Source organism: Desulfobulbaceae bacterium, from assembly GCA_013792005.1.
Taxonomy (GTDB): domain Bacteria; phylum Desulfobacterota; class Desulfobulbia; order Desulfobulbales; family VMSU01; genus VMSU01.
Window position 1 is genome coordinate 1 of sequence record VMSU01000045.1, and the last position, 23,917, is coordinate 23,917.

The following is a 23,917-nucleotide window of genomic DNA, read 5'->3' on the forward strand; positions in this document are numbered from 1 at the left end:
CCGCTGTCTCGCTCGTGTAGGGCGGATCCACAAAAAATAACCCTATCAACCCAGAAAGGGGCGCCGCAGTATAATATGCCAAATTTTCTAAAGCAACCGAGGCGGCAATCACTTGTGACTGCTCCCGGTTGCGTTGAATAAGCCGGTAGGTTTTCACCCCATCTCCTGCTATTGGACCGGCAAATACGGATGAATAATAAACACTCACCAAGGTAAGACGATAGAGGTCACAAAATTCAAACTCCGGCAAAAAAAGCTGCCATCTTTTCGCTCTGATTGCCAGCGCAAAAAACCAAATAACCGCTGAAACCATATAGGCTGCAAAATTCAACTCCGCTGTAGCCTGCATGAGCGCAGCGAAATCAAGCTTCGAGAGCAAGAACCCAAGCAACCCAAATGTCACGACATATCTGATCAGTTTTTTAACCATTCTTATTTTCCAGGCGGTTGCACCTTATAACTCACCTGTGACGCTTCGACAGAATGGAAGACAAAATTGGCAAGCGATTGCAGGGCTCATCAGTAGACAGTACGCGATTTATATATTGCCCCGATTCATTGGTCAACAAAGAAGGCTCCGAGCAGAAAGACGTGTGGATGACAAGGGATGCATCCCCTCTGATGCCCAGACCAACGCATCAATTTCAGGGAAACGCAACAGGGGAGGGGAAGAAGTCTGGATCAACACAGAAAGGGCGCCTCCTTGCGAGAATGCGCCCCGTCATTTACTGCAATACATTCATAAAACGAAAATATTCCGATCCGGCAGGAATCACCAACTTGGTATTGATACCGACAGTCTGCTCATAACTCTCCAGCGTTTTAAAAAAAGCGTAAAACTCAGGATCCTTATTATAGGCATCGGAGTAAATCCGGGATGCTTCAGCATCGGCCTTTCCTTTGATCTGCTCTGCCTCTTGACGGGCAGAGGAGGTAACACTCTTCAACTCCCTTTCCACCTTACCCAGGATCTCTGCTTTCTGACCTTCACCCTGAGATCGTTTTTCCGCCGCAATCCGTTTCCGCTCAGAGATCATCCGTTCAAACACCTTGTTCTGAACCGTGTCGATATAATTTACCCGCTTGAACATGACATCGACCAGTTCAATCCCATACTTAACAGTCGCTGCCGAGGCAGTTTTATGAATCAACTCAGTCAGCTTATCCCTGCCCATAACAATTGGCTCATCATCGCCTCGCGCTTTGGAGCCCTCCCCCATTACCCAATCAGAACTGCGGATCATTTCCACGAGATTATTTTTATTGACCATATCCCGCACGGTGGAATCAACAATATCGTCCAACAAGGTATGAGCACGGGTCTCTGTCTTAACCGCCTGCAAAAAAATCAGGGCATTTGATATCCGCCACCTGGCGGTCACATCAACATAGACAAAGGTTTTATCCTTGGTCGGAATCTGGTTAGGATCGCCATCCCAGATCTGAATCTTCTTATCAAAAAAAGTGATCTCCTGAACAAAGGGGGTCTTTAGATGGAGGCCGGATGTCACTATCGGCTCCCCCACCGGCGCTCCAAACTGGGTAACTACCGCCTGGAATCCTTCCGGAACAATATAAAAACTATTCCATGCCGTGAGTGCCGCAGCAGCAACCAAACCAATCATGACGGTGCGAATTATCTTTTGCATCAATATCTCCTTTACTGGTTCACAACTGGTTTGGGCAGAGCAGGGACAGTTGACCTGCCGAGATCCAATAACGGCAGGACCGAGCGCTGCTCGCTATCAACCACATAAATAGACTCGACCCCTGGCAAGACCTTTTGCATTGTTTCCAAATACATACGACGTTTGGTGACATCCTTTGCCACCTTGTATTCATCTAAAATATTAAGAAACCGCGAAGCTTCACCCTTAGCCAGATTCACCCTTTCCGTTGCATAGCCATAGGCCTCTTCCAGAATCTGCTTGGCGCTGCCCTTGGCCTTGGGGATCACCCGGTTATAATTCTCCTCCGCCTCATTCACCAACCGCTTCATATCCTGGTCCGCCTCGTTCACCTCGTTAAAGGCCGGCTTAACCGCATCAGGAGGATTGACATCCTGGAGTTTAACGGTGACGATCTTAATCCCGCTCTCATAGCTATCCAATGTTGCCTGCAGATCCCTGGCCATGGACATTTCGATGATCTCCCGGTTTTGCAGGGAGTAATCAAAATCCTGATTGCCCACTACCCGCCGAATCGATTTTTCGGAGACATCACGAACCGCCTGCCCTGTATCCTTAACCTTGAACAGGAAGTTAATCGGATCCTGGACCTTATATTGAACAATCCACTCCACATCGATGACATTCTTATCCCCGGTCAAGATCAGCGACTCGGGATCAAATCCGTCCTTTTCATAAATCGTCTTCTGTCCCGGTGACTTAGTGCGAAAACCAAACTCCTCCTTCCTTACTGTCTCCACATCAACCTTAATCAAGGTGTCGACCAGAGGCATCTTGAAGTTTAAACCTGGATCAGAAATATTCCTGATCTTGCCCAATCGCAAAATCACTCCACGCTCACCTGGCTCAATGGTATAAAATGATGAAGCCAGGATATTGAGAATGACCAAAGCCCCAACTACTGTCAACACCTTGACCGCCCCGGCTCCGAAACCACCTCCCAACCCCATTGACGGACCTGCATCCCCGGGTTGTTTCTGACCCCCATCGTCACCGCCACCCTCAAAACTATCCTTAATCTTTTTCAAGAACGCGGCGATAAACTCTTCAGGGGTCGATGGCCCCTTCTTCTTACCCCATGGCGACTGAGGCTGGTTCGGCATACTCATAGAATTCCTTTCCTTTGTTATTACAGAGATTCATCTCGTCTACCCGGACTTGACAGAGGAATCTCAATTGTGTTTTTCTCCACCCATAAAAAAACAGGCGGTGTTCCCGGTTGGGATGACATCGCCCACACAGTGCGTTACTATCATCGATTTACGGTCGATTGACAAGATTTTTCGGTCTCACCCCTCCGAGTCCAGCCCCAAGAGCAATCATCGAAGGCTCTCCATCAACTATCATTGTGCGCTACAGAGACAAGCCCCCAACTAACATAGTAAGCCTGTCTCCCGAGATATACTCCGAAGGACTCGACACCGTAAGCTGCCCGTAAAAAAATGCCCCGATCATCATCGAACGAGACATGGAAATAAAAAAGGCAGAATAAATCTGCCTTTTTCACTGCAAAACTAGTAAATTATTAGTGGCTACTTCATTTGCCCTGACTCTTTCTCAAGTTCTTCCTTCGCCTTTGCCGCGGCCTTCTCTTCTTCAGTCATCGCGGCTTCTTCCTCGGCCGTCTTCTTGACCTCGGCAGCCTTCTCTTCCATTTTCTTGGCTCCACTCATCGATCCACCACACCCAGTGCTCCCGGCACCGGAAGTAGAACCGCCTCAGCCGCTTCCTCCGACTGCCGGTGATGGAGTCACCGCTAACCCTGCTCCTGACAGCAAGCTGGCAATACCAACCCCCGCCAACAATTTTTTGATGTCTTTAGTTTCCATAAGATACCTCCTGCGTATTTAGGTTAGAAAACGAAGCATAGAACATACCTTTCATTTTTCCATTGGACAATGCTATCAACCTATAAAACCGCTGTCAAGAACATTCAAAACCTACAATAATAAAACTCCTGGGGAATTTACCGTATCAGTCGTCGACGCAACAGAACTGCAGCCAGCCAGGCAAAAAAGATCGCTCCACAGACCAAAGCGCCGACTTTGATCCACCATCCCGGATAAAAAACCCCATAGCACATCATCCTCGAGAGATCTACCACCGGGGCCAGGGGTACAAAATGTAATATCTGACGGGTTGGCGCAGGAAGAGAGTCGACCGCAAAAAAAATCCCGGAGAACAGAAAGAGGGGGGTAATTATCAACGAAATAAAATAATTAAAAAAGTCGTAGTTAGTCGCCAGCGCCGTCATGATCAGACCCAAGGCGGCAAACATAACTCCGGCAACAAGCAGCAACGGAATCAAAACAAGTATCCACGGGGAAGGCCATAAGCCGAAAAGCGGCATGACCGCAAGCATCACTACCCCTGACAAAAGTCCCTTGAGCGCCCCCCACAGCACCTCTCCCAAAGCCAACTGCTCAACAGTTATCGGAGTCATCAGGATCCCTTCAAAGGTGCTCTGCGTCGACAGCCGAGTATAAGAACCATAGGTGGCCTCAAAAGCGGCGCTGTACATCACGGCTGAGGCGGCAAGTCCCGGGGCAATGAATTGCAAATAGGAATGGCCGTCAATAGTTTGAATCTTCTGCCCCATGCCAAAACCAAAGGCCACCAAGAAGAGCAAAGGCTGCCCAAGATTGCCGACCAAGCTTGGCACTTTATATTTCCACCAGACCCTAGCATTGCGCTGTACTACCCGAATCATGTTCTTCAACGACAACCCAATCCCCTGGCCCACAACTAACTCATTACGATTCATGGAGAGTCCGCCCGGTCAACTGAATGAACAGGTCCTCAAGATTGGCAGGGCGACGACGCCACTCACTACAGGGTCGGACCGCCTTTTCAAGTTCAGAACAATCCCCGCGGGTATAAATGTAGATGCCATCCGAAGTTCGCTCAGTACGGGCATGACAATCAGCAGCCACAGCCTCCAACATTTGAATATCCTCATCACCGGAACAGACCACCTCAAATACATCCAGACCGACCAGATCACTTACCATTTGCCGAGGTTCCCCTTGAGCGACCACCCGTCCCTGATCCATAACCAAGATCCGATCACTCAAACGAGCAACTTCATCCATATAGTGACTGGTAAGCATTATTGTTACCCCCTGATCTTTAAGGCTCTTCAAGCGCTGCCAGATCATGTGTCTGGCCTGCGGATCAAGTCCGACCGTAGGCTCATCAAGAATCAACAGCTGAGGCCGGTGCATCAAGGCACGAGCCAGGAGCAGCCGACGACGCTGGCCTCCAGACAACTGACGAATCACATCATGTCGACGATTATCGAGGGCGAAAAACTGCAGCAACTCTGTTGCTCTCTCCTTGGCTACCCGGGAAGGCAAATGATAATAAGAGGCATAAGTCAATAAATTCTCAAAAACCGTCAAGTCGGTATCAAGATTGTCATGCTGTGGAACCACTCCAACTTTAGTTTTAATCACAGTCAAAAAATCCGGAATCCGCTGTCCAAAAACCAACAGATCCCCGGCCGATTTCTCAACCACTCCCAATATCATCTGGGTAGTGGTGGTTTTCCCTGCCCCGTTCGGTCCCAAAAAACCAAAGCACTCTCCTTGGTGGATAACAAAATCGATGCCTTTGACTGCCTGTCGAGCGCCATACGACTTAGCAAGGGCTCGGGCCTCGACGATGACGGCAGGGGCGAATTGCTCAGCGTTCAAATCGATCACACCTTGTTGAATATTCACACTAGAGACAGCGTCACGAATACCTTCTCCGTAAAATACACCATCGATTAACCACAAAATATTGGTAAACGTTCACCGGGCACCGCATCTGCTCATTTTGCGGATTGACCTTCTAAGTAAGAAAACGATAACTGACTGAAATAGCGTATTTTTCATTTTATAATTTTGACAGCTATTTCAGTGCAAATTGGTACCATGTTACTTGGAAAATAAAGGTCGGGCCCGCCCGGTTAGAACGCTGGATAGTTACTGAACGTTTACAGTTCCGGGGTTACCTGTAGTTTCGGTGCCTCTGGTAAACAGCTACCGAGATTCCACACAAACCAATGTACCTGTTAATTTCGTCTGACGCCAGACGAAATTGATCAAACAGGCACAGGTTTTCCACAGCACCTCTCATTTTTCAGCACCTCGCCACGCCGAGTTCTGATTTCATCCTAAAAAAATACCTTAACGATTTCACACAAGACCTGCAAATCTCATGGTCTTCGCGCTCTTTTTTCGGTACAATGTGATACACTGCCAAGAGGAGAGTGCAAAACCATAGTCAAGACCTGCCGCACGCACGCTGAGCGCTACATTGTAATCCCTCATACCAAGCAGTTACGCCTATATTATAGTAATAAAAATCCAGGATCTCCTTTCATTGCCCTGACATGTACTTAAGGACTAAAAACCATGCCAATTACCCCAATTCTCGCCGCTTCCGAACAGGGCAAGGCCACCATCCAAAACCTCCGCGATCGTTTTCAGATGGCAGGCACCTCCTGCCGACAGAAAGTAGAAGATATCATCACAGCTGTCCGTAACCACGGAGACCAGGCACTCGTCGATTACACCCATCAATTCGACGGCTCAACGCTCACCTCCAGCCAACTCAAAGTCAGCGAAGCCGAGTTCCTGGCCGCAGAAAACGAGGTCACCCCCGCCTTCCGGGCAACTCTTGACAAGGCTATCTCCCGCATTCGATCCTTTCACGAACACGAGAAAGAGGATTCCTGGGTGGTCACCCGTGAAGACGGCACCATCACCGGTCGCCTGGTCCATCCTGTCGATTCTGCCGGACTCTATGTGCCTGGCGGCCAGGGCGGCAAGACCCCACTGGTCTCCTCAGTGCTCATGAACGGAATTCCCGCCGCCATCGCCAGGGTCAAGCGAATGGTAATGCTCACACCTCCCAACCAGGAAGGGACAATCAATCCCGCCCTGCTGGTCGCAGCCCGCAAGGTCGGCATCCACGAGGTATATAAGGCCGGCAGCGCCTGGGGCATTGCGGCCCTGGCCTATGGCACCGAGAGCATCGCCCCGGTAGATGTAATCGTCGGACCTGGCAATCAATTCGTCACCGAGGCCAAGAAACAAGTCTCCGGCAGGGTCAGAATCGACATGATCGCCGGACCAAGCGAGGTCCTGATCATCGCCGATGATTCAGCACAACCGGCTTTCATCGCCGCCGACATGCTCGCCCAAGCGGAGCACGACCCCATGGCGCTGGCCATTCTGGTTACCACCTCAGAACGGATCGCAAACTCCGTGGTTTCAGAACTTAACCGTCTGCTGCCGCAGTTGAGCCGCCAGGAAATCGCTGAGCAGTCAATTCGCCAACGCGGCGTAATCCTGATCGCCGATTCGGTCAGTTCAGCCATTGACTTAGCCAACGACTTCGCAGCAGAGCACTTGGAACTGATGCTGGAAGACCCCTATCAAGCCATGACCAGAATCCGTCATGCCGGAGCCATCTTTCTGGGCAACTACTCCCCTGAGGCCACAGGCGACTACCTGGCCGGACCGAATCATGTGCTGCCCACCATGGGAACGGCGCGTTTTTCTTCAGCGCTGGGGGTTGAAACCTTCCTGAAAAAAAGCAGCCTGATCTCCTACTCCAGGGCCGCCCTGCTGGCCGACGCCGACGACATCCAAGCCCTGGCCAATCTTGAAGGGCTCTCCGCCCACGCACTATCAGTCGCCATCCGAGTCCTAGACATCAATGATTAGTCAAGACCAGGCCCTCCAGCTGATCACCGGCGGCCTTGCCGCCCTGGGCATCGACCCACTGCCTCCCCCGTCCCTTGCCAGACTCTGGAACTATTTCACCGAACTCATCAAGTGGAACCGCAGCATAAACCTGGTAGCCAAGGCCTCGGATCAGGAGATCATTGAAAATCATTTCATAGACTCTCTTACCCTTTTGCCAGAAATACACTCAGGCCCGATGTTGGACGTGGGCTCCGGCGCCGGATTCCCCGGTCTTGTGCTCAAGATCGCCCGTCCGGAACTCGAAATCACCTTGGCAGAGCCTCGGCAAAAAAGGGTAAGCTTCCTGCGTCACATCATCCGCACCTTGGGACTGACCGGCATCTCAGTGACAGACCAACGACTCATCCCTGGCGATTCTGGTTTTGCAGAGACCCATGGTCAGTTCCCTGCCATCACTTGTCGCGCGCTGACAGAAATCTCCCTCTTTCTTGATATGGTTACCGGAATCTCTCCCCCCAACGGGCTGATTTTCTGCATGAAAGGACCCCGAGCCAACGAAGAACTCAACGAGTGGATGACGCACTTCCCCGACAGTCCTTTTGTCCTTGAACGATGCGCAACATTCACCTTGCCCATATCAGGAGCGGAAAGAAACCTGGTCATTTTCAAAAATCAAGGGCCTGGAAAAGTCCTCCCACCATGACCACGCCGCCACCATTACAATCGGAACTAGTCAAAACCCTTGCCACCGAGATCAGAAACCTTTCTGAGTTCAACAGCACCTCGGCAGGAGACTTGGCCCTTCACTTCCAGATCCTGTTGAGCGCCAAAGAAAGCCGAGTCTTCATGGAGGCCCCCGGACTGTATTTCCCCGAACTCCCCCTGGTTGTGATCTCCAAATCAGGGATAAATCGCGGGCATGCTACCATCTATCAATCTATTATGCCGCTGATCCCAAAAGATAAACATCATTGTTACGCCTTTGTCCTCTACCCGGGAAGTTTTATCCGTTCCTGCTTCGACCGGGCACTGCGCAACACCGCCAAAATAATCGCTAAAGATCTACGTCTTTCCATGGAGAATGTCTTCAACCGTAAACACCACAAAACATCACTGGTGGACTCCGACGTGGAGCAAGAACTTATTGATTTTATGCGCCGTCAAATTTGAAATTGAGGCTAAACACCAAACCGAAGATAAGACCTTCTGGCTGTCACTAACGAGCCTGAAGGACACCTGCGAATTTAACCTAAGGGGGATACTACGATGCGATGGTACGACCACTACGAAACGCTGGGCCGCCATATCGACAGCCTCAAGGAGATGAACTCCAGTCGCCGAAACCACCTGATCAGGGGCATCCAGAAAATTATGGCGCAACACTCACCCAGCCTGCTGGACGATTCAGTGATCGACTTCCCGCTCGAGACAACCAGGCAACGCTGGTACGACAAGGACCCCTACCTCTGGCTGACCATCAACGGCCTGCAACAGGCCACCCCAGACTTACTCGAAACCGTGGCCCACTACCTGGAGGAAGAGGCGAAGGCTCTCACCGGCAACCCGGCGTAGAATACGCCGCGCGAACTCAAGACATTACGACCACGGCCTTCACTACACATCCAACCGGAAGAGCTTACCCTTATAGTCAAGAACGACTCCCTTAACGGTAATTCTATCCAGCTTCAGGTCTTGGTCAAACTCCTCACCTTGACGAAGAATCTTGCCACTGATACTGACTAACCGTGCCGAAGGCTTGATGGAATAAGAATGAAAGGATATATGCAACACTGGGAGAGATTTCTGCACCTCGACCGGCAATTGCTTCAAAAACGGAATCTTCGCAAGCTCTGGGTCTTCCTCCACCCTCTTCGCCCTTTTCACCCTCTCTGTAGCCCCCTGGCTAGTGGCAATCGGAACCAAAACCTGGTCTCTGGCCACCGACACATCAATTTCTCCCTCTGCAAATAAAGGTTCTTCCGTTTCCACCAAGGGTTCTTCTTCACTTGCTGCAACATCTTCGCTCGAAACCACTTCCTCAGCCGGCAGAGGCAGGAGAGCGATTTCTTCCTGAACGGGAACAAGCCCGGCAGAGGTGGCAGGAGAAGCGCCACTGTCCGCTCTCGCCACGGGCAGGGCATCAACAGGCTGCTGCTTGATCGATATAGTCTGATTAGTCGCCGAAGGGACACTAGCCCGAGATTGAAACGATGATTCAGCCTCGGGTGGCGGCAGGGCTGGCGGAGCAGTAGCCACAGGATTAGCTGGCGGGGGCTGCAGGTCCGTCTGTTGAAAAGTGGACAGTGTCGGCATGGGCTGACCGGTCACCACCGCTAAATTGCCTGGAACTGGAACCTGAACAGCAGGCTCCGGCCCGGGCATTTCACTCCACAGCCACCAGGCGAGTCCTCCCGCATTCAGGAAGAGGAAAACAGCCACGCCATAGAGCCAGCCAAACCGTCGTGGTTCGGCCATTGGCGCTTCATGAATCGTATTCACATCGGGCACCTCGCCCAGCTTTCTCTTCTGATCCGCTTTTTTTATCGCATCAAGAATATATGACATCGCTTTCCTGCCTGCCGGAATACTGGCGAGCTGATCCTAGCCAAATCTGCGACCCTGATCAAAATACCTCTCCACCAACAATTCCGTCCGGTTTCAGATTGTTGGTCAATTACAAACAGTTAATCCGCTCAACCAGAGACGCATCACACCCTCGTTCTTGGCCTGCATTGTACTCCGTGCCATCGACGAGAGCAAGCTGTTCGGCAGACCCCATTCAGCCACCAGCCAAGTACGTCCTGCGAAGCATCTTGCCTGCAAAATCTGGTGGATGATCCAGCCGAAGTGAAAATCTTGCCACCAACACCACGATACTTTCCCGATGCATCATCAAACCGACCAATACAATCCCGCCATGATCGCAAGCACAACCACCGCCATAACCAACAGAATTTTCCATGTTGGAATCACCGTAAGCCGAGGCTGATTTTTGGGACCGACAATCTGCTGAGCCGCTTCCTGAGCTGTAGGCAAATCAACTTGCCTGGCACCCTTGGTGTACGCTCCAAGAAGACTCCGGTCACAAATCAGGTTAATCATCCTTGGAGTCCCGCCGCTGACTCGAAAAACCTCCTTGAGCGCAGCAAGTGAAAATACCCCTGGATCCATCCCCGCCACAGACAACCGATGGCGGACATAGGAGAAGCATTCCGCTTGAGTTAAAGGGACCAAATGATAACGGGCGGCAATCCGCTGTGACAGCTGGCGCATCTCCGGTTGTGCCAGCATCTCTTGAAGCTCTGGCTGCCCGAGCAACACGATCTGCAGCAACCGATGCTGATCTGTCTCTAAATTGGTAAGCAACCTCACCTGCTCCAAAACATCGTGGCTTAAATTCTGAGCCTCATCAATAATCAGCACAGTGCGCTGCCCCCGGCTATGAGCAGCCAGCAGATACGCATTCAACCGATCAATCAACACCTTCAGGCCACTGTACTCAGGATAGACAATCCCCAATTCATCACAGATAGTGGCCAACAATTCCAGACTGGAAAGCTTTGGATTGATGACAAGGGCGATGTTGGTCCCTTCCGGGATCTGCTCCAGAATACATCGGCACATCGTGGTCTTGCCCGTGCCAACCTCACCGGTCAGCAACACAAACCCCCCGCCCTCGCCCAATCCATACCGTAAATGAGCCAAGGCTTCACGATGCCCATCGCTCATATATAGGAAATGGGGATCTGGGGCGATGGAAAAGGGATTGCTGGTAATACCGAAAAAACTCTTATACACCGGGAGATCCGGGGCGCGCCCCTATCAAAAGCAGGACTTCTGCCGGGGCATACAATAATCCTAGGGCACAATCCACCATCACTTACTCTTTGCCGCCTCTTTGAGAGCTTCAAGATAGGGATCAAACAACTCCTGCTTCTCCTGAAGTCCTTTCTGGAAAATAATATCAAAATGAACCGCTTCACCCTCATTAACCACTATATTAGCACTATAAGACAAGGCCTCAAGACGATATAAGGTATGAAATTTCTTGCCAATCAGAGCATAGATGATCCCCCGACGCCGATCCATTGGCATCTCGGCCATCTGCCGATGAAAGACCGATCCAGCCAATGGCCCGTCAAACTCGTCATGCAGCACCACCGCCTGAAAAGAACCAAACCGCATTTGCACCAGGGCATCATTGGCCGATTCCGGAAACTCAAGCTGATATCCCCGATCTGTCAGAGTCTTGGCCACAGCTCTTCTCCCCTCACTTTCATTCATCAGGACCAAAGCCTTAGGCACATCGGCGACAAACTCCATCTCCGAATAGATGCTCTGTGCCAGCCAACTGATGTCGGGAAACGCAGGAGGCACAACGGCATCCTCTTTAGGCGAGGTTTCCACCGACTCTTCCCACAGAGTGCCATCAGCCTTCAACGATATCGCTGCCTTACAATGAGGACACCCAAGCCGCAAAGCGCCGGTCTTCAAGTTGGCGAGAGCCAAATCGATTTTTTCCTGCTGGGCAGGACTAAACTGCAAGCTTGCCTGACAATGGGGACAATGGCTAATCATGACAGATTCCTCCTCCACCTAAATCCCTTGATGACATCCTTATCGAAAATTCGCAAAGGGGTCTTCTTCCTGATCCATGGCCAGACCTTTGATGGCGGTGGTCTCTTCCCCCTTTGCCGCCTTGATCTGGTCCAACCCTCGGTTGACGGCGCTCCTTCTTGAGCAATAACCCATGGCTATTTCTTCAGTAATCAACCCCTGCTGATACAACTCCAAAATATGCTGATCAAACGTCTGCATCCCCAAGGCATGATTATCCTCGATAATATCGTAAAATGTCTTTCCTTCGGATTCACCATTCAAGATGGCGTCGCTGACCCGCAAATTCCTGCCCATCACTTCCAGCGCGGCCACCCGCCCCCCGCCAATTTTGGGAAGAAGGCGCTGTGACACTACCCAACGAATGGTATCGATCAAACGATAACGGATCTGCGCCTGCTCATCCTTATCAAACATCCCCAGACACCGATTGATCGTCTGTCCTGCATCGACAGTATGCAGAGTGCTCATCACCAGATGGCCGGTTTCAGCAGCAGTCAGACCGATCTCCATAGTCTCCCGGTCGCGCATTTCCCCGACCAGGATGACCTTGGGCGCCTGCCGGAGCGCCGCCCGCAACCCGCTGGCAAAGCTATCAAAGTCATTGCCTAACTCCCGTTGATTAAAAGTAGCTTGGATATGAGGGTGTTCAAATTCAATCGGATCCTCCAGGGTGACCACATGGACCCGGCGTTGGGCATTAATTTCTCGAAGCAACGCGGCAAGGGTTGTTGATTTTCCTGAGCCGGTAGCCCCGGTGACCAAAATAAACCCATTAAGCTCCTTGGGCATCTTATTAAATACCGGCGGAAGATTCAATCCGGCAATGGTGGGGATCTGGGTCGGCAGGAGACGGAGTACCGTTGACAGGTTCCCCTTCTGCGAAAAGACATTAACCCGGAACCTGGCCTTATTCGCCAGAGAATAGGAGAGATCACATGAGCCGCTACGGGCCAGATCGGCAAGCAACCGTTTGTTCCCATCGATAAGATTCAAGGCAAAAGCTTCAGACTGAAATGGCGTCAGCTTTTGCACCTCGGGCACAACTGCGACCGGGGACAAGACCCCGCTAGATTCCACTTGCAGTGGTTTGCCAACAGTAATATTCAAGTCAGAGACATTGCCATGGGTGGCAAGCATAGTGGCAATCCAATAATCTATTTCCGCCTGTCTCATTGACTCCCTCCGTAAATTAAATTGATAGATAACTGCTTAGGTTATCGGTTTGCGGTTGTCAGTTAACGGTTAGTGATTGTTGCCAATGACTGGTATTCGTAAGTTTGTTAACCGTAAACCGGTAACTGATCACCATCAACCTGGGTTCTATTCAGCCTTTTTCATCAACAAATACAAGCGGCCAGGCTGCTTCATCAAACCTGCCGCCAGCTCAGGGTAGTCGCCACTGCCCCAGAAAAAATCAAGACGCCCACCCCCCTTGATTGCGGCCCCACTGTCCTGACTAAGAACATAACGGGTCATCGGCTGCCACGAGGGAGCAGCCTCTCCAGCCATCACTACCAGCCGCTCGGTCTGCAAAAAAAAACAGCCCCCCCTTTGGATAGCAGGCATCATCCAGCGCCACGGAACGCCCCGGCGTTAACACAGCCCCCATACTGCCCACCGGGCCAAGACCTGGCTTCAATTCGGTCAGCCGAAAAAAAACATACCGTTCATTATAATGAAGAATTCGCTGACGCTCGTCAAGATGTTCATCAAGATAACGGCGGATGCGCGGCATATCAATTTCTGCAAGCGGGATACGTCCTTCATCCGCTAGCAGACGACCAATACTCCGGTATGGGCGGCCATTGGTTCCCGCAAAGAGCAATTGTTGCACCGAACCGTTAGGATACTCTACCACCCCCGAACCTTGGACCTGAAGGATAAACACTTCCACCGGGTCGGCAAGGTAACACAATTCGTTACCCCGAAGCCTTCCTTGGGTCTCAATCTCCTCCCTGGTCCAGTAGGACTCAAGCCGCTCACCATTCATTCTGCCCACAATCTTTTCCTCACCCTGCACGGCAAAGGATCGAGCGGAAATCAAGTCTTTCGGCACCTGATAGACAGGATGGATAAAGGGCGGCACTCTCTCCCGGCTCGCCTTGAATCGAGGCTGATAATACCCGGTCACCAGGATATCAGCGGCTTGCTGATCGCTGCCTGTTTGACAGAGGGTGAACTCCCGAGCCACCACACCCTCCCAATCATCCTCAACCTCCGAGTTCACAATCTCCAAGAAACGACTCAACGAAGTGATAAAATCCCGCGCCTGATAGCTCGTCCCACAGGCCTGAATTCGTCGATCAGGATCCTGTCTTTGCCAGTAGCGGAGACTGGCGCCTACTGCCTGCCGAAGCGAATCGCGATCACCATCGTCACGTAATACAACCTGATCCGAAGATACTAAAGGTAAGGGAGCTGTGCCTGCAGTTTGTTTGGGCACAGGCCGAGAGCACCCGGCAATCGACAACACTATTCCAAGTCCGAGGCAAACACCAAGAAACCAAAAATCTTTCTTCATAGTAACCAATTGTAGCGAACATTCACGATTGCTCCGCTCTCTTCGCAGGGTGTGTAAAATTTTGGTAAACGTTCACCGGGCACCCCCTCTGCTTTGTCAGCCGCCTGCTCATGTGCAACCAGCACACTTCGCAGACCGCTTTATTGACCGACGAAGCGAGTCAATATAAATCGTGCATCTGAGGTACCAGGAAAACGTTTACAGTCCGGTGAAATCCGCACGTCCAAAGCTTCTGGTGAACGATTACAAATTTTGCGTTGCCCCCACGCAGTTGAGCCAACTCCACGAAGTTCAAACTACCACACTCCCTGCAATAAAGAAATATCCGAAGGCCCTCCAAAATTCCCCTCTGATACTCTGTGACACAAGGCCAGTCTCCGGAATAGTAGTTCTACCTACATTTATCGCTTGACCTCACGACCCCTCATTGTTAAGTATGAAAAACTACCTATCTCAAGATAATTGAGTACACTTACCTTGGTCACAAATGCATCAATCATTACAGGAGGGTTTATGAGTACAGAAAAGAATATCGAGAGCCTATCAACTGAAAAGCGGGTCTTCAATCCGCCAGAGGAAGGTAAGCAAGACGCCTGCATCAAAAGCATGGCCGAATATGAAGCCCATTATAAACGATCAATGGATGACCCTGATGGATATTGGGCTGACCGGGCATCCGAACTGCTGACCTGGGATAAGCCATGGGACCAAGTCATAGATGCTGACCTCTACAAACCTGAGGTCAAATGGTTTGTCGGCGGCAAGCTTAACGTCTCCACCAACTGCCTTGATCGGCACCTGACCAACGGGCGTCGCAACAAGGCTGCCATCATCTGGCAGGGGGAGCCGGAAGAGGACGTCAAGGTCTATACCTATCAGATGCTGCATACCGCCGTCTGCCGTTGCGCCAATGTATTGAAAAAACTCGGCGTCAAGAAGGGTGATCGGGTGGCGGTATATCTACCGATGATCCCGGAACTGGCCATTACCCTCTTGGCCTGCACTCGAATCGGCGCCATTCACTCGGTAGTCTTCGCCGGCTTTTCCGCGCCCAGCCTTAAGAGCCGCATCCAGGATTGCGAGGCCAAGGTTCTGATTACCGCCGACGCCGTCATCCGGGCCGGCAAAACAATCTCTCTCAAAACTAATGTCGATGATGCCTTACAGGAATGTCCATCTATCACCAACACCGTAATCGTCAAACGCGGCGGCAACACCATCAACGTCAAAGAAGGCCATGATCTCTGGTGGCACGAGGCAATGAATGCCAGCGACATTACCGACAGGTGCGAACCGGTCAGCATGGATTCCGAAGACCCGCTGTTCATCCTCTACACCAGCGGCAGCACCGGCAAGCCTAAGGGTGTGGTACACTCTACCGGCGGCTACCTGACCTACGTTGCCCATACCTGCCAGTGGGTATTCGACATGAAAGACAACGATGTCTACTGGTGTACCGCCGACATCGGCTGGGTAACCGGCCACTCATACATCCTCTACGGGCCGCTGGCCTTAGGCGCTACCAGCGTAATGTTCGAGGGTGTCCCGACCTATCCTGCCCCCAACCGCTTCTGGCAGATCATCGAAAAATTCAAGGTCAACATCTTCTACACCGCACCCACCGCAATTCGGGCACTCATGCGCTTTGGCGTTGAACTCACCCAAAAGAACGATATGTCTTCACTGCGAATCCTGGGTTCGGTCGGCGAACCGATCAACCCAGAGGCCTGGATGTGGTATCATGAATATATTGGCGCCAGCAAACTGCCGATCGTCGATACCTGGTGGCAGACCGAGACCGGCGGCATCCTGATCTCCGCCCTGCCCTACGCCACCCCCCTCAAACCCGGTTCAGCCACCCGTCCGCTCCCTGGCATCGATGCCGCCATCTTTACCGAGGATGGCAAGGAAGCAGGTCCTAACGAAGGTGGCCGCCTGGTAATCAAGAAACCATGGCCCTCGATGTTACGCGGTGTTTACGGTGATCCGGAGCGCTACAAAAAAACCTACTTCGATCGTTTCCCCGGCATCTACGATCCAGAAGATGGCGCACGTAAGGACGAAGACGGATATTTCTGGATTATGGGCCGCTTAGATGACGTCATCAACGTCTCTGGACACCGCCTGGGCACCGCCGAAATCGAATCGGCCCTGGTTGCCCACAAGGATGTCGCTGAAGCCGCTGTAGTCGGGGCACCCCATGAGATCAAGGGCCAGACCATCTACGCCTACGTCAGCTTAAAAGCCGGCATCGAGCCGACACCAGAGTTACGCAAAGCGCTTTCCAATTGGGTCCGGGCCGAAATCGGACCAATCGCCACCCCAGAATTTATCCAATTCGCCGATGGCCTGCCTAAGACCCGCTCCGGAAAAATCATGCGCCGAATCTTACGCAAGATCGCCGCCGGACACCATGAAGCCCATGATTTCGGTGACACTTCGACCTTGGCCGAGCCAGGCGTAGTTGATATCCTGGTCAAAGGTAATTTGGAGTTAATTAAAAAATAAAGATAACCACTGAAGGTATTAGTTGGCGGTAAACCGCGAACTTGCATAAGAAAAGGGGAGGACGCATTTGCGTCCTCCCCTTTTCTTATGCAACACTTTGACAAATTAACAAGCAGTGCCAACTAAGACGTATCACATACCGCCACCTTCTTTGAGCATTGCCGCCAATTCTGTTACCGCCATGGCGTAACGATTGGAGTTGTTCCATTTGGTGATCGCCTGAAAATTCGGGTAACCTGCCACATATCGCATGTCGCCCTCCTCCAGTTCAAGCCCTACGACACTCAACTTCCGCTCTCCTGGCTGTTGCGGGAGGCTGACCTGCTGCAGTATACCAACCTCACTCCAAGGAAGAAGCCCGGATCGCCCCTTGCTGAATGCTTCGACCAAACGCTGATCCTTCAACTCACGACCCAACTCAGCAGTAATCGGCGCCCCCATCGTCCAGCCAAAACTGTGGAGGTAGTTCGCTATACTGGCTAAAATATCGGGTACCGATTCCCACACATCCCGCTTGCCGTCATGATCAAAATCCACGGCATACTGCCGGAAACTTGAGGGAATGAACTGGGTCTGACCAAACGCTGCGCCATAGGAGCCGGTTACGGAAACATAATCCACGCTATTCTCACGACAGAGCAGCAGGTATTCGACCAGTTGTTGGCGATAAAAATCTCGTCTCCTGGGATAGGCGTCAAACATGGTGTTCAAGGTCCTGAACATGTTGTAGGCCCCCTTGTGTTTGCCATATCGAGACTCAATCCCCCAGATAGCAACCACGATTTCCCGTTCCACACCTATCTCTTTCTCAACTGAGTCCAATATCACCTTATGTTTCTCAAGCTGGCGCCGTCCCTCGGCAACCACCTCTTTCTTAATAAAGATTGGATAGTATTTAAAATATGGCAAGGCCTCACTCTGGCGATCCATAAGCTCAAGTACCCGCTTCTGGATACTGACCCCGTAAAACAGACGAAGCAACTCCTCTTGCGAAAATCCATGCTGTTCTCGAAGATCCTTGAACAAGGCGACGTATCGCTCGCTGGACAAATCGATTGCTTGCCCGTCTTCGACAAGATCAGCCGCCAAAGGGGTAGATTTATCCTTAGCCAAGCCGGTCCGGGGAAACACAACCATAATAAGCCCGAAGAAAAAAATCCCCACCAGCCATGTGAACTTCCTTAGAAGAGACCCATCTCCACTTCCACAAGAATACTCTTCCCGCCCCTGGTAATTATGTAATCGTTGTCGTCCTGGCATAATCTATTGCTCTGAAAAAGTAGTAAAAAACTGCCTGACAAAATCTTCTCTTTGCACTCGCGGCAAGGCATTAACTCCCGCAGCTCCAGCCCGACCTCCACCGGTAGGGAAAGCTCGACAAAGAGTATCGGCGCCACGTTTATTGTTCAGAGGAGCCCGGACGCTCACCATGAAAGTATCGTTACCATTATCCACCAGCAGCGCATGGGCAAGTCCGGGCATCTCCCGCGCCCTCTCATTGCTAAATACCCCAGCCACCCGCCGCCCCCAGGGCTCGGCCGGAAACTGAAAAATTCTTCCTTGCTGCTCTTCCCGAACCGGCACCTGCGAACGGGCTGCGGCCATATCTGCCTCAAAACCCGCCTTCAACACAGAAAGAACCGTTGAATTATTAATAAAATCAAAGGGATTACCATATGGCTGCATCCCACGATAGAGATCTTGAGGCGCAAAGTGCAGATCGTCAATGCGCTCCCCGTACCCGTTGTAATTAAGTAACTCCCCCAACTCGCGAAGCATAGCGAGTTGGGCGTCATCTAAACCCAACGGTGCGGCAGACCGACACGCTGCGGCATGAAGATTGTCACCAAAAGCCGCGACCACGGCCCAAGGCAAGTAGCGACCGCCAAGCAAACGATTAACGATCAACGAGGTGCACATCTCGGGGCTAGGATCGATATTCGCTTTCAAACCAGGGGCATCAGGAATATCACCTGCAAAATGATGGTCAACATACAAGACCTGGCACCCCTGCAGCAGCAGTTCGGCCAGCGCCGATTTATTCGAGTCCATGGAGATATCCAAGACTGTCACCATGTCACCGGCAACAGCCTTACCACGAAGCCGCTCAAGCAAAGAGATATCCCGCTTCACCCCAGTGACCAGTTCCGCCTCCGGCCTTGGCTCTGCCAAACGCAACTGGTGCAGAGCGCAGAGACCATCGGCATCTCCATTAAAGACATCATAGTGCATCGACTCTCCTTATACGTTGTAACTCTTCAATTCTCGTAGATTGGGTTAGGCTGTTGTTTGGCCGCTTTTCTCAGTACCCCCTTGAGGGGTGTAACCCAAAAGCAATGGCGCCGTCTTGTGTTGTTGGGTTACGCTTCGCTAACCCAACCTACGATAGTACTATGATATTACGAATATAATTAATCTGCTATGACACAAAATGGCAATAATAAAATCATGGCGTAACACTACCAACTCCTGATGACGACATGGTCTGACTCAAACCAAGGATGTTGCCCACTCCTTCCAGACTGAAGAGCAGGGTAAAGCGATACGATTCATCCGGGGTCGTTGTCGCCTGGAACGCCATCCCCCAGCATTCCGGCTCATAGAGGAGTCGAAGGGAAGAATCTATTGTCTCATCAGTTTCCAGGGAATGATTGACAATGGCCTCAGCCTTAAGCGTCCGAGCAAGCCTCACTCCCAGATTAAAATTGAGCTGATTGATGTCACTCGGGCCATTATATCGATACGCCACTAACACTTTATCATCTCGCAGATTAGAGTAACTGACCCCGGTCTGATAAAAAGCTACTGTGTCTTCATAGACATCCCAGGCTGTTCTATAAAGCACCCGCAGTTTCGGCACGGGCTGGACCCACGTGTTGAGCAGCACATTGGTAAACGATCTCCGTCTCTCAGCCGGCGCCACGTCACGACGGGCCTCTCGAATATCATAGGCCTGAGAAAGACTGGCATAGCCATATTTCCAGACCGTATCATCGCTCCCCAGGACATCAAAGTCATTTCTGACCCCATAAGTAACCAAATTTTGGGCGTCGATCCGGTCCTCACTGTCTACCGAGGGCAGATCTTTCTGCTCCACAGCCGGGAGATAGGCATAGCCTAGCTCTGGCCGCACCATATGCGTCAACCGCTGAAGACGGGAACCATCCATAGCAAAGTCACGCATAAAGATAGTCGACGTAGCAAGAGAAACATCCGACAAGGTCCGGTTCAAGACACCATCCTCGTAAGCGCTTGAGGTCAGACCACTGTCATCGACCTGATACATGGTCTGCCGAATCCCCACACCAGCGGTGGTTTCGAGGTAGGGGTTGATTGGGATCGGCGTTTTAAGGACCGGGTGTAAATCAAGCCGCTGTTCCCCGACCCCATCTTCGCGCCAATAATAGACATACCCAGTGTCCCAGGTCAGATCAGTTTCAGAGATAAAAGAGCGCAGGCCATCTTCGGCCGAACGCCCAGACAACAGAGGCCTGCTCCCGGCGAAAGCAATATTAGGCAGAGACCATGGATGGCTGGTTGATGACGTGGCGCTGGAATCATTGACACCCCGGACTTCGCCAGTCAAGGTCATTGCCGGCCATAGCTTATTAAGTTGCGCAAAACTGGAACGAACCTGGGTGGTCTTCGCACCAAGTCCACGACCATAATGATTGGCAAAGATTCGATTCCCTTCAGTATAACCGATCAGACCATCGGTATACTCCTGCAGAAAGTCCTGATCCGAGACCAGATCAACATCAAGCTTGCCGGTGACATTATGATTAAAATCCTGATCCACCTTACCGCGAACCCAATACCGGTTTGACTCAGTCCGGTAGATCCCATCCGACTTGAAATCATCGCCAGCACTATCCGTCAAATGATCATTAAGGTAGTTAACGGCCACAGTTCCTTTAGAGTTTTGGTCCTGAACATATCGATACTCAACAGCTGCTATCGGACCGCGGGACGAAAGCTCTCCGGCATAGAGGGTCATATCCTGACTAGGAGAGATATCAACAAAGAGTGGCGCCAAGACCCCGGCGCCATCACGGGTGCTCCCGGACAATTCCGGCAGCAAAAGTCCTGTCTTACGTCTTGTCTGGGTGGGAAAGGCGAAATACGGGGTGTAAACCAGCGGCGTGTCCTTAACCCTGAAGGTCGCGTGACGAAAGTGGGCAAACCCTTCCTGGGAGATATCAGCTCGACTCCAATTGATTTGCCAGGGTGGGACTTTCCCTTGCTCCGGATCACACTTGGTAATCCAGCCATCCTCCAGATGATAGGTGAGATTGCCGGTCTTTGCCACCTCCTCACCAGAGAGATACAAACTACGCTTGGGGAAATAAATGGTGGCCCGCTGCAAACGACCTGTTTGCCTGTCCATATCCAAATCGGCATGGTCGGCAGTGACATGCTCATCCTCTGAATCAAGAACGAAATTACCCCGAACCTTGATCAAATTAGCATCAGGATCAAGACGGATCCAGTCACCGGTGATGGTCAAGGGTTTCGGTCTCCCGCCACCACCTGATTCCGGCGCCGATACGCGATCAATTTGACTGACCGAGGATATTCCTTCCCTGACCAGCACGACATTACCTTCGGCAATGACGCAGGGTGGATCGACAAAACGGGAGACCTTATCCGCTGTCACCTGCCAAGGATTGGGAGTTGTGGCAATGGACGCTGCGCAAACAACCCCCGTCGAAAAAATCCCGAGAACAAGGGCAACAACACACCCATAGATATAGGCAAAGACCAAGGGGCTCGCCATCACAACCCTTTTTTTCAAGCGTGGTGACATCAGCCCTCGGACAGCACAGCTCCGGTACTCCCGGAAGTAACCATCCTGGCATAGCGAGCGGCGTAACCGGTGGTAATCTTAGGGGCAGGAGCCTGCCACAGCTTACGACGATTAGCCAGCACCTCCTCTGAGACATCAAGGGTTATAGAATGCTCGCGGATATTGATCATTATCCGGTCACCTTCTTCTACCAGGCCGATGGGCCCACCCACTGCGGCCTCAGGAGAGACATGACCGATACAGGCGCCTTGAGTGCCCCCGGAAAAGCGGCCATCGGTAAGCAACGCCACCGATTTACCCAACCCCATGCCGATAATGGCTGAGGTGGGGGAGAGCATCTCCGGCATCCCTGGGCCTCCTTTGGGGCCGCAATAACGAATAATCACCACATCACCCGGTTTAATCTGGCCACCCATGATAGCCGCCTGGGCTTCATCCTCAGAATTATATACCCGGGCAGGACCGGAATGCACCATCATCTCATCGCAGACTGCCGACTGTTTGACTACCGCACCATCCGGGGCCAGGTTGCCGTAGAGTACGGCAATTCCACCCACAGCATGGTAAGGGGCGCTGACCGACTTGATTATCTCCCGATCTCGAACCCTGACTTTACTTAAGTTCTCGCCCAGGGTTTGACCGGTCACCGTCATGACATCGAGGTGCAGACCTGTCTTGGTGTTACACAACTCGCCCATCACCGCCTGCACACCACCTGCCTCATCAAGTTGCTGGAGACTATGAGGGCCACCCGGAATAAGGCTGCAGACATGGGGAACCCGAACGCTCACCTCATTAAAGGTGGCAAGCGGCAAGTCAACACCGGCCTCCTTAGCAATAGCAGGGACATGCAACACCGTGTTGGTGGAACAACCTAGCGCCATATCAACGGCCATCGCATTTTCAAATGCCTCGCGGGTAGCGATGTCTCTCGGTCTGATATCATTTTCCAAAAGCCGCATTACCGCCATGCCAGCCTCTTTGGCCAAACGAATCCTGGCTGAGGCGACGGCAGGAATAGTGCCATTGCCCGGCAGTCCAAGCCCTAATGCCTCGGTCAGACAATTCATGGAGTTGGCAGTAAACATCCCGGCGCACGACCCACAGCCAGGACACGCCTTGTCCTCCAATTCACTGAGTTCATCCTCGGTCATGGTAGCAGCCCTGACCCGACCAACCCCTTCAAAAACACTGACCAAATGGACGTCACGTCCCTGAAACCGCCCAGTCAACATCGGACCACCGCTAACCATGATGGCCGGGATATTGACCCGAAGCATAGCCATCAACATTCCGGGGGTAACCTTATCACAGTTCGGGATCAGCACCAGAGCATCAAAGGGATGCGCCTGAGCCATGATCTCCACCGAATCGGCGATGATCTCACGACTGGCCAAAGAGTACTTCATCCCCGTATGATTCATGGCGATACCATCACACACTCCGATGGTGCCAAAGGCAATCGGCGTACCTCCGGCCATTCTCACCCCGGTCTTGACCGCCTCAAGTATCCTGTCCAAGTGAACATGACCAGGAATAATTTCGTTATGAGCATGGGCGATGCCAATTAACGGACGACTAATCTCTTCATTGGTGTAGCCCATGGCCTTAAATAATGAACGATGAGGAGCCCGTTCAATTCCTTTTTTTATGATATCGCTACGCATATCTCAGTCCTTTGTCTATTCGATAATATCGATGCGCAGAACAACGCCATGCACACCATAATATTTGATTACAATACACAACCTAGCCCCTACCACCTTAAAGGACGCGGAAATTACCAATTTACCATAACGCCTCCCGGCTTTGGGCCATCTTTGGTCGCGCCTCAATCACAAAATCCTCGACGTAGCGCTGCTACGCCTGCGGTTTTGTTCAATCGGCGCAACCAAATCTGACCCAGATCCGGGCGCGATCCAGGTAACTTGGTAATTTCCGAGTCCCTAAGGTAAATAACAAGCAATCAAACTTACGCGTCGGTGATATCCATGTCAAGGCAAAACTCTTTTTAAGCCGACTCTTTCTTGACATCCCCCTAACCTGATGGTATCATCGCAAAAATTTATTGTTT

The 23,917-nt window shown here is 51.7% G+C and carries 22 protein-coding genes; 5 read left to right on the top strand and 17 right to left on the bottom strand.

The annotated features are described in order from the left end of the window. The 6 genes from FP815_02530 to FP815_02555 all read right to left on the bottom strand — a co-directional run. Positions 1-430 (bottom strand): hypothetical protein (locus FP815_02530; protein ID MBA3013810.1); only part of this gene is annotated, 430 nt, incomplete at its 3' end. Between the two features lie 295 nt (positions 431-725). Next, positions 726-1,649 (bottom strand): protease modulator HflC, encoded by a 924-nt coding sequence (gene hflC, locus FP815_02535; protein ID MBA3013811.1) that lies wholly within the window; start codon positions 1,647-1,649, stop codon positions 726-728. A gap of 11 nt (positions 1,650-1,660) precedes the next feature. Further along, positions 1,661-2,797 carry an FtsH protease activity modulator HflK gene (hflK, locus tag FP815_02540; protein MBA3013812.1) on the bottom strand — a complete coding sequence of 379 codons (1,137 nt, stop codon included), beginning with the start codon at positions 2,795-2,797 and terminating at the stop codon, positions 1,661-1,663. 609 nt (positions 2,798-3,406) lie between these two features. After that, positions 3,407-3,517 (bottom strand): selenobiotic family radical SAM modification target peptide, encoded by a 111-nt coding sequence (locus FP815_02545; GenBank protein MBA3013813.1) that lies wholly within the window; start codon positions 3,515-3,517, stop codon positions 3,407-3,409. 137 nt (positions 3,518-3,654) lie between these two features. After that, the gene (locus FP815_02550; protein ID MBA3013814.1) at positions 3,655-4,452 is read right to left on the bottom strand and encodes a hypothetical protein; all 798 of its coding nucleotides are present in this window, start codon (positions 4,450-4,452) and stop codon (positions 3,655-3,657) included. Further along, positions 4,442-5,470 carry an ATP-binding cassette domain-containing protein gene (locus FP815_02555; protein MBA3013815.1) on the bottom strand — a complete coding sequence of 343 codons (1,029 nt, stop codon included), beginning with the start codon at positions 5,468-5,470 and terminating at the stop codon, positions 4,442-4,444. Before FP815_02555 ends, FP815_02550 begins: the two co-directional genes overlap by 11 nt. 618 nt (positions 5,471-6,088) lie before the next feature. Here FP815_02555 and hisD point away from each other — a divergent pair. From hisD to FP815_02575, 4 genes are all read left to right on the top strand, one after another. Then, positions 6,089-7,405 carry a histidinol dehydrogenase gene (gene hisD / locus FP815_02560; protein ID MBA3013816.1) on the top strand — a complete coding sequence of 439 codons (1,317 nt, stop codon included), beginning with the start codon at positions 6,089-6,091 and terminating at the stop codon, positions 7,403-7,405. Further along, on the top strand, positions 7,398-8,090 hold the full coding sequence (rsmG, locus tag FP815_02565) for a 16S rRNA (guanine(527)-N(7))-methyltransferase RsmG (GenBank protein ID MBA3013817.1): 693 nt from the start codon (positions 7,398-7,400) through the stop codon (positions 8,088-8,090). Before hisD ends, rsmG begins: the two co-directional genes overlap by 8 nt. Then, positions 8,087-8,557 (top strand): hypothetical protein, encoded by a 471-nt coding sequence (locus tag FP815_02570; protein ID MBA3013818.1) that lies wholly within the window; start codon positions 8,087-8,089, stop codon positions 8,555-8,557. Before rsmG ends, FP815_02570 begins: the two co-directional genes overlap by 4 nt. A 96-nt stretch (positions 8,558-8,653) precedes the next feature. Continuing rightward, positions 8,654-8,959: a hypothetical protein gene (locus FP815_02575; GenBank protein MBA3013819.1), complete on the top strand. Its 306-nt coding sequence runs from the start codon at positions 8,654-8,656 to the stop codon at positions 8,957-8,959. Between the two features lie 42 nt (positions 8,960-9,001). Here the strand turns inward: FP815_02575 and FP815_02580 are convergent, their stop codons facing one another. The 7 genes from FP815_02580 to FP815_02610 form a co-directional block, all read right to left on the bottom strand. Next, positions 9,002-9,952 (bottom strand): hypothetical protein, encoded by a 951-nt coding sequence (locus tag FP815_02580; GenBank protein ID MBA3013820.1) that lies wholly within the window; start codon positions 9,950-9,952, stop codon positions 9,002-9,004. A 214-nt stretch (positions 9,953-10,166) separates the two neighbouring features. Continuing rightward, positions 10,167-10,349, bottom strand: coding sequence for a hypothetical protein (locus FP815_02585; protein MBA3013821.1), 183 nt, complete (start codon positions 10,347-10,349; stop codon positions 10,167-10,169). Next, positions 10,280-11,185, bottom strand: a complete 906-nt coding sequence (locus tag FP815_02590; GenBank protein MBA3013822.1) for an AAA family ATPase — start codon at positions 11,183-11,185, stop codon at positions 10,280-10,282. The genes FP815_02585 and FP815_02590 overlap by 70 nt, the downstream gene beginning before the upstream one ends. A gap of 78 nt (positions 11,186-11,263) precedes the next feature. Further along, positions 11,264-11,965, bottom strand: a complete 702-nt coding sequence (locus tag FP815_02595) for a hypothetical protein (protein ID MBA3013823.1) — start codon at positions 11,963-11,965, stop codon at positions 11,264-11,266. Positions 11,966-12,004: 39 nt separating this feature from the next. Further along, on the bottom strand, positions 12,005-13,180 hold the full coding sequence (locus FP815_02600) for a PilT/PilU family type 4a pilus ATPase (GenBank protein MBA3013824.1): 1,176 nt from the start codon (positions 13,178-13,180) through the stop codon (positions 12,005-12,007). A gap of 147 nt (positions 13,181-13,327) precedes the next feature. Continuing rightward, positions 13,328-13,576: a hypothetical protein gene (locus FP815_02605; protein ID MBA3013825.1), complete on the bottom strand. Its 249-nt coding sequence runs from the start codon at positions 13,574-13,576 to the stop codon at positions 13,328-13,330. Next, a complete protein-coding gene (locus FP815_02610; protein MBA3013826.1) occupies positions 13,464-14,528 on the bottom strand; it encodes a hypothetical protein in 1,065 nt (354 codons plus the stop codon). Before FP815_02610 ends, FP815_02605 begins: the two co-directional genes overlap by 113 nt. 513 nt (positions 14,529-15,041) lie before the next feature. Here FP815_02610 and acs point away from each other — a divergent pair. Continuing rightward, the gene (acs, locus tag FP815_02615) at positions 15,042-17,036 is read left to right on the top strand and encodes an acetate--CoA ligase (protein ID MBA3013827.1); all 1,995 of its coding nucleotides are present in this window, start codon (positions 15,042-15,044) and stop codon (positions 17,034-17,036) included. 132 nt (positions 17,037-17,168) lie between these two features. Here the strand turns inward: acs and FP815_02620 are convergent, their stop codons facing one another. The 4 genes from FP815_02620 to ilvD form a co-directional block, all read right to left on the bottom strand. Beyond that, positions 17,169-18,173, bottom strand: coding sequence for a lytic murein transglycosylase (locus tag FP815_02620; protein ID MBA3013828.1), 1,005 nt, complete (start codon positions 18,171-18,173; stop codon positions 17,169-17,171). 126 nt (positions 18,174-18,299) lie between these two features. Next, positions 18,300-19,268 carry an acetyltransferase gene (locus FP815_02625; protein ID MBA3013829.1) on the bottom strand — a complete coding sequence of 323 codons (969 nt, stop codon included), beginning with the start codon at positions 19,266-19,268 and terminating at the stop codon, positions 18,300-18,302. A gap of 214 nt (positions 19,269-19,482) precedes the next feature. After that, a complete protein-coding gene (locus tag FP815_02630; protein MBA3013830.1) occupies positions 19,483-21,843 on the bottom strand; it encodes an LPS-assembly protein LptD in 2,361 nt (786 codons plus the stop codon). Beyond that, positions 21,843-23,510 (bottom strand): dihydroxy-acid dehydratase, encoded by a 1,668-nt coding sequence (ilvD, locus tag FP815_02635; protein ID MBA3013831.1) that lies wholly within the window; start codon positions 23,508-23,510, stop codon positions 21,843-21,845. Before ilvD ends, FP815_02630 begins: the two co-directional genes overlap by 1 nt. Positions 23,511-23,917 lie beyond the last annotated feature (407 nt).

Bases quoted from the DNA above. Each gene is read 5' to 3' on its own strand.
- hflC (MBA3013811.1), bottom strand. From the start codon at position 1,649: ATGCAAAAGATAATTCGCACCGTCATGATTGGTTTGGTTGCTGCTGCG.
- hflK (MBA3013812.1), bottom strand. From the start codon at position 2,797: ATGAGTATGCCGAACCAGCCTCAGTCGCCATGGGGTAAGAAGAAGGGG.
- FP815_02545 (MBA3013813.1), bottom strand. From the start codon at position 3,517: ATGGAAACTAAAGACATCAAAAAATTGTTGGCGGGGGTTGGTATTGCC.
- FP815_02550 (MBA3013814.1), bottom strand. From the start codon at position 4,452: ATGAATCGTAATGAGTTAGTTGTGGGCCAGGGGATTGGGTTGTCGTTG.
- hisD (MBA3013816.1), top strand. From the start codon at position 6,089: ATGCCAATTACCCCAATTCTCGCCGCTTCCGAACAGGGCAAGGCCACC.
- rsmG (MBA3013817.1), top strand. From the start codon at position 7,398: ATGATTAGTCAAGACCAGGCCCTCCAGCTGATCACCGGCGGCCTTGCC.
- FP815_02570 (MBA3013818.1), top strand. From the start codon at position 8,087: ATGACCACGCCGCCACCATTACAATCGGAACTAGTCAAAACCCTTGCC.
- FP815_02575 (MBA3013819.1), top strand. From the start codon at position 8,654: ATGCGATGGTACGACCACTACGAAACGCTGGGCCGCCATATCGACAGC.
- FP815_02580 (MBA3013820.1), bottom strand. From the start codon at position 9,952: ATGTCATATATTCTTGATGCGATAAAAAAAGCGGATCAGAAGAGAAAG.
- FP815_02585 (MBA3013821.1), bottom strand. From the start codon at position 10,349: ATGGAAAATTCTGTTGGTTATGGCGGTGGTTGTGCTTGCGATCATGGC.
- FP815_02595 (MBA3013823.1), bottom strand. From the start codon at position 11,965: ATGATTAGCCATTGTCCCCATTGTCAGGCAAGCTTGCAGTTTAGTCCT.
- FP815_02600 (MBA3013824.1), bottom strand. From the start codon at position 13,180: ATGAGACAGGCGGAAATAGATTATTGGATTGCCACTATGCTTGCCACC.
- FP815_02605 (MBA3013825.1), bottom strand. From the start codon at position 13,576: ATGATGCCTGCTATCCAAAGGGGGGGCTGTTTTTTTTTGCAGACCGAG.
- FP815_02610 (MBA3013826.1), bottom strand. From the start codon at position 14,528: ATGAAGAAAGATTTTTGGTTTCTTGGTGTTTGCCTCGGACTTGGAATA.
- acs (MBA3013827.1), top strand. From the start codon at position 15,042: ATGAGTACAGAAAAGAATATCGAGAGCCTATCAACTGAAAAGCGGGTC.
- FP815_02620 (MBA3013828.1), bottom strand. From the start codon at position 18,173: ATGGTTGTGTTTCCCCGGACCGGCTTGGCTAAGGATAAATCTACCCCT.
- FP815_02625 (MBA3013829.1), bottom strand. From the start codon at position 19,268: ATGCACTATGATGTCTTTAATGGAGATGCCGATGGTCTCTGCGCTCTG.
- FP815_02630 (MBA3013830.1), bottom strand. From the start codon at position 21,843: ATGTCACCACGCTTGAAAAAAAGGGTTGTGATGGCGAGCCCCTTGGTC.
- ilvD (MBA3013831.1), bottom strand. From the start codon at position 23,510: ATGCGTAGCGATATCATAAAAAAAGGAATTGAACGGGCTCCTCATCGT.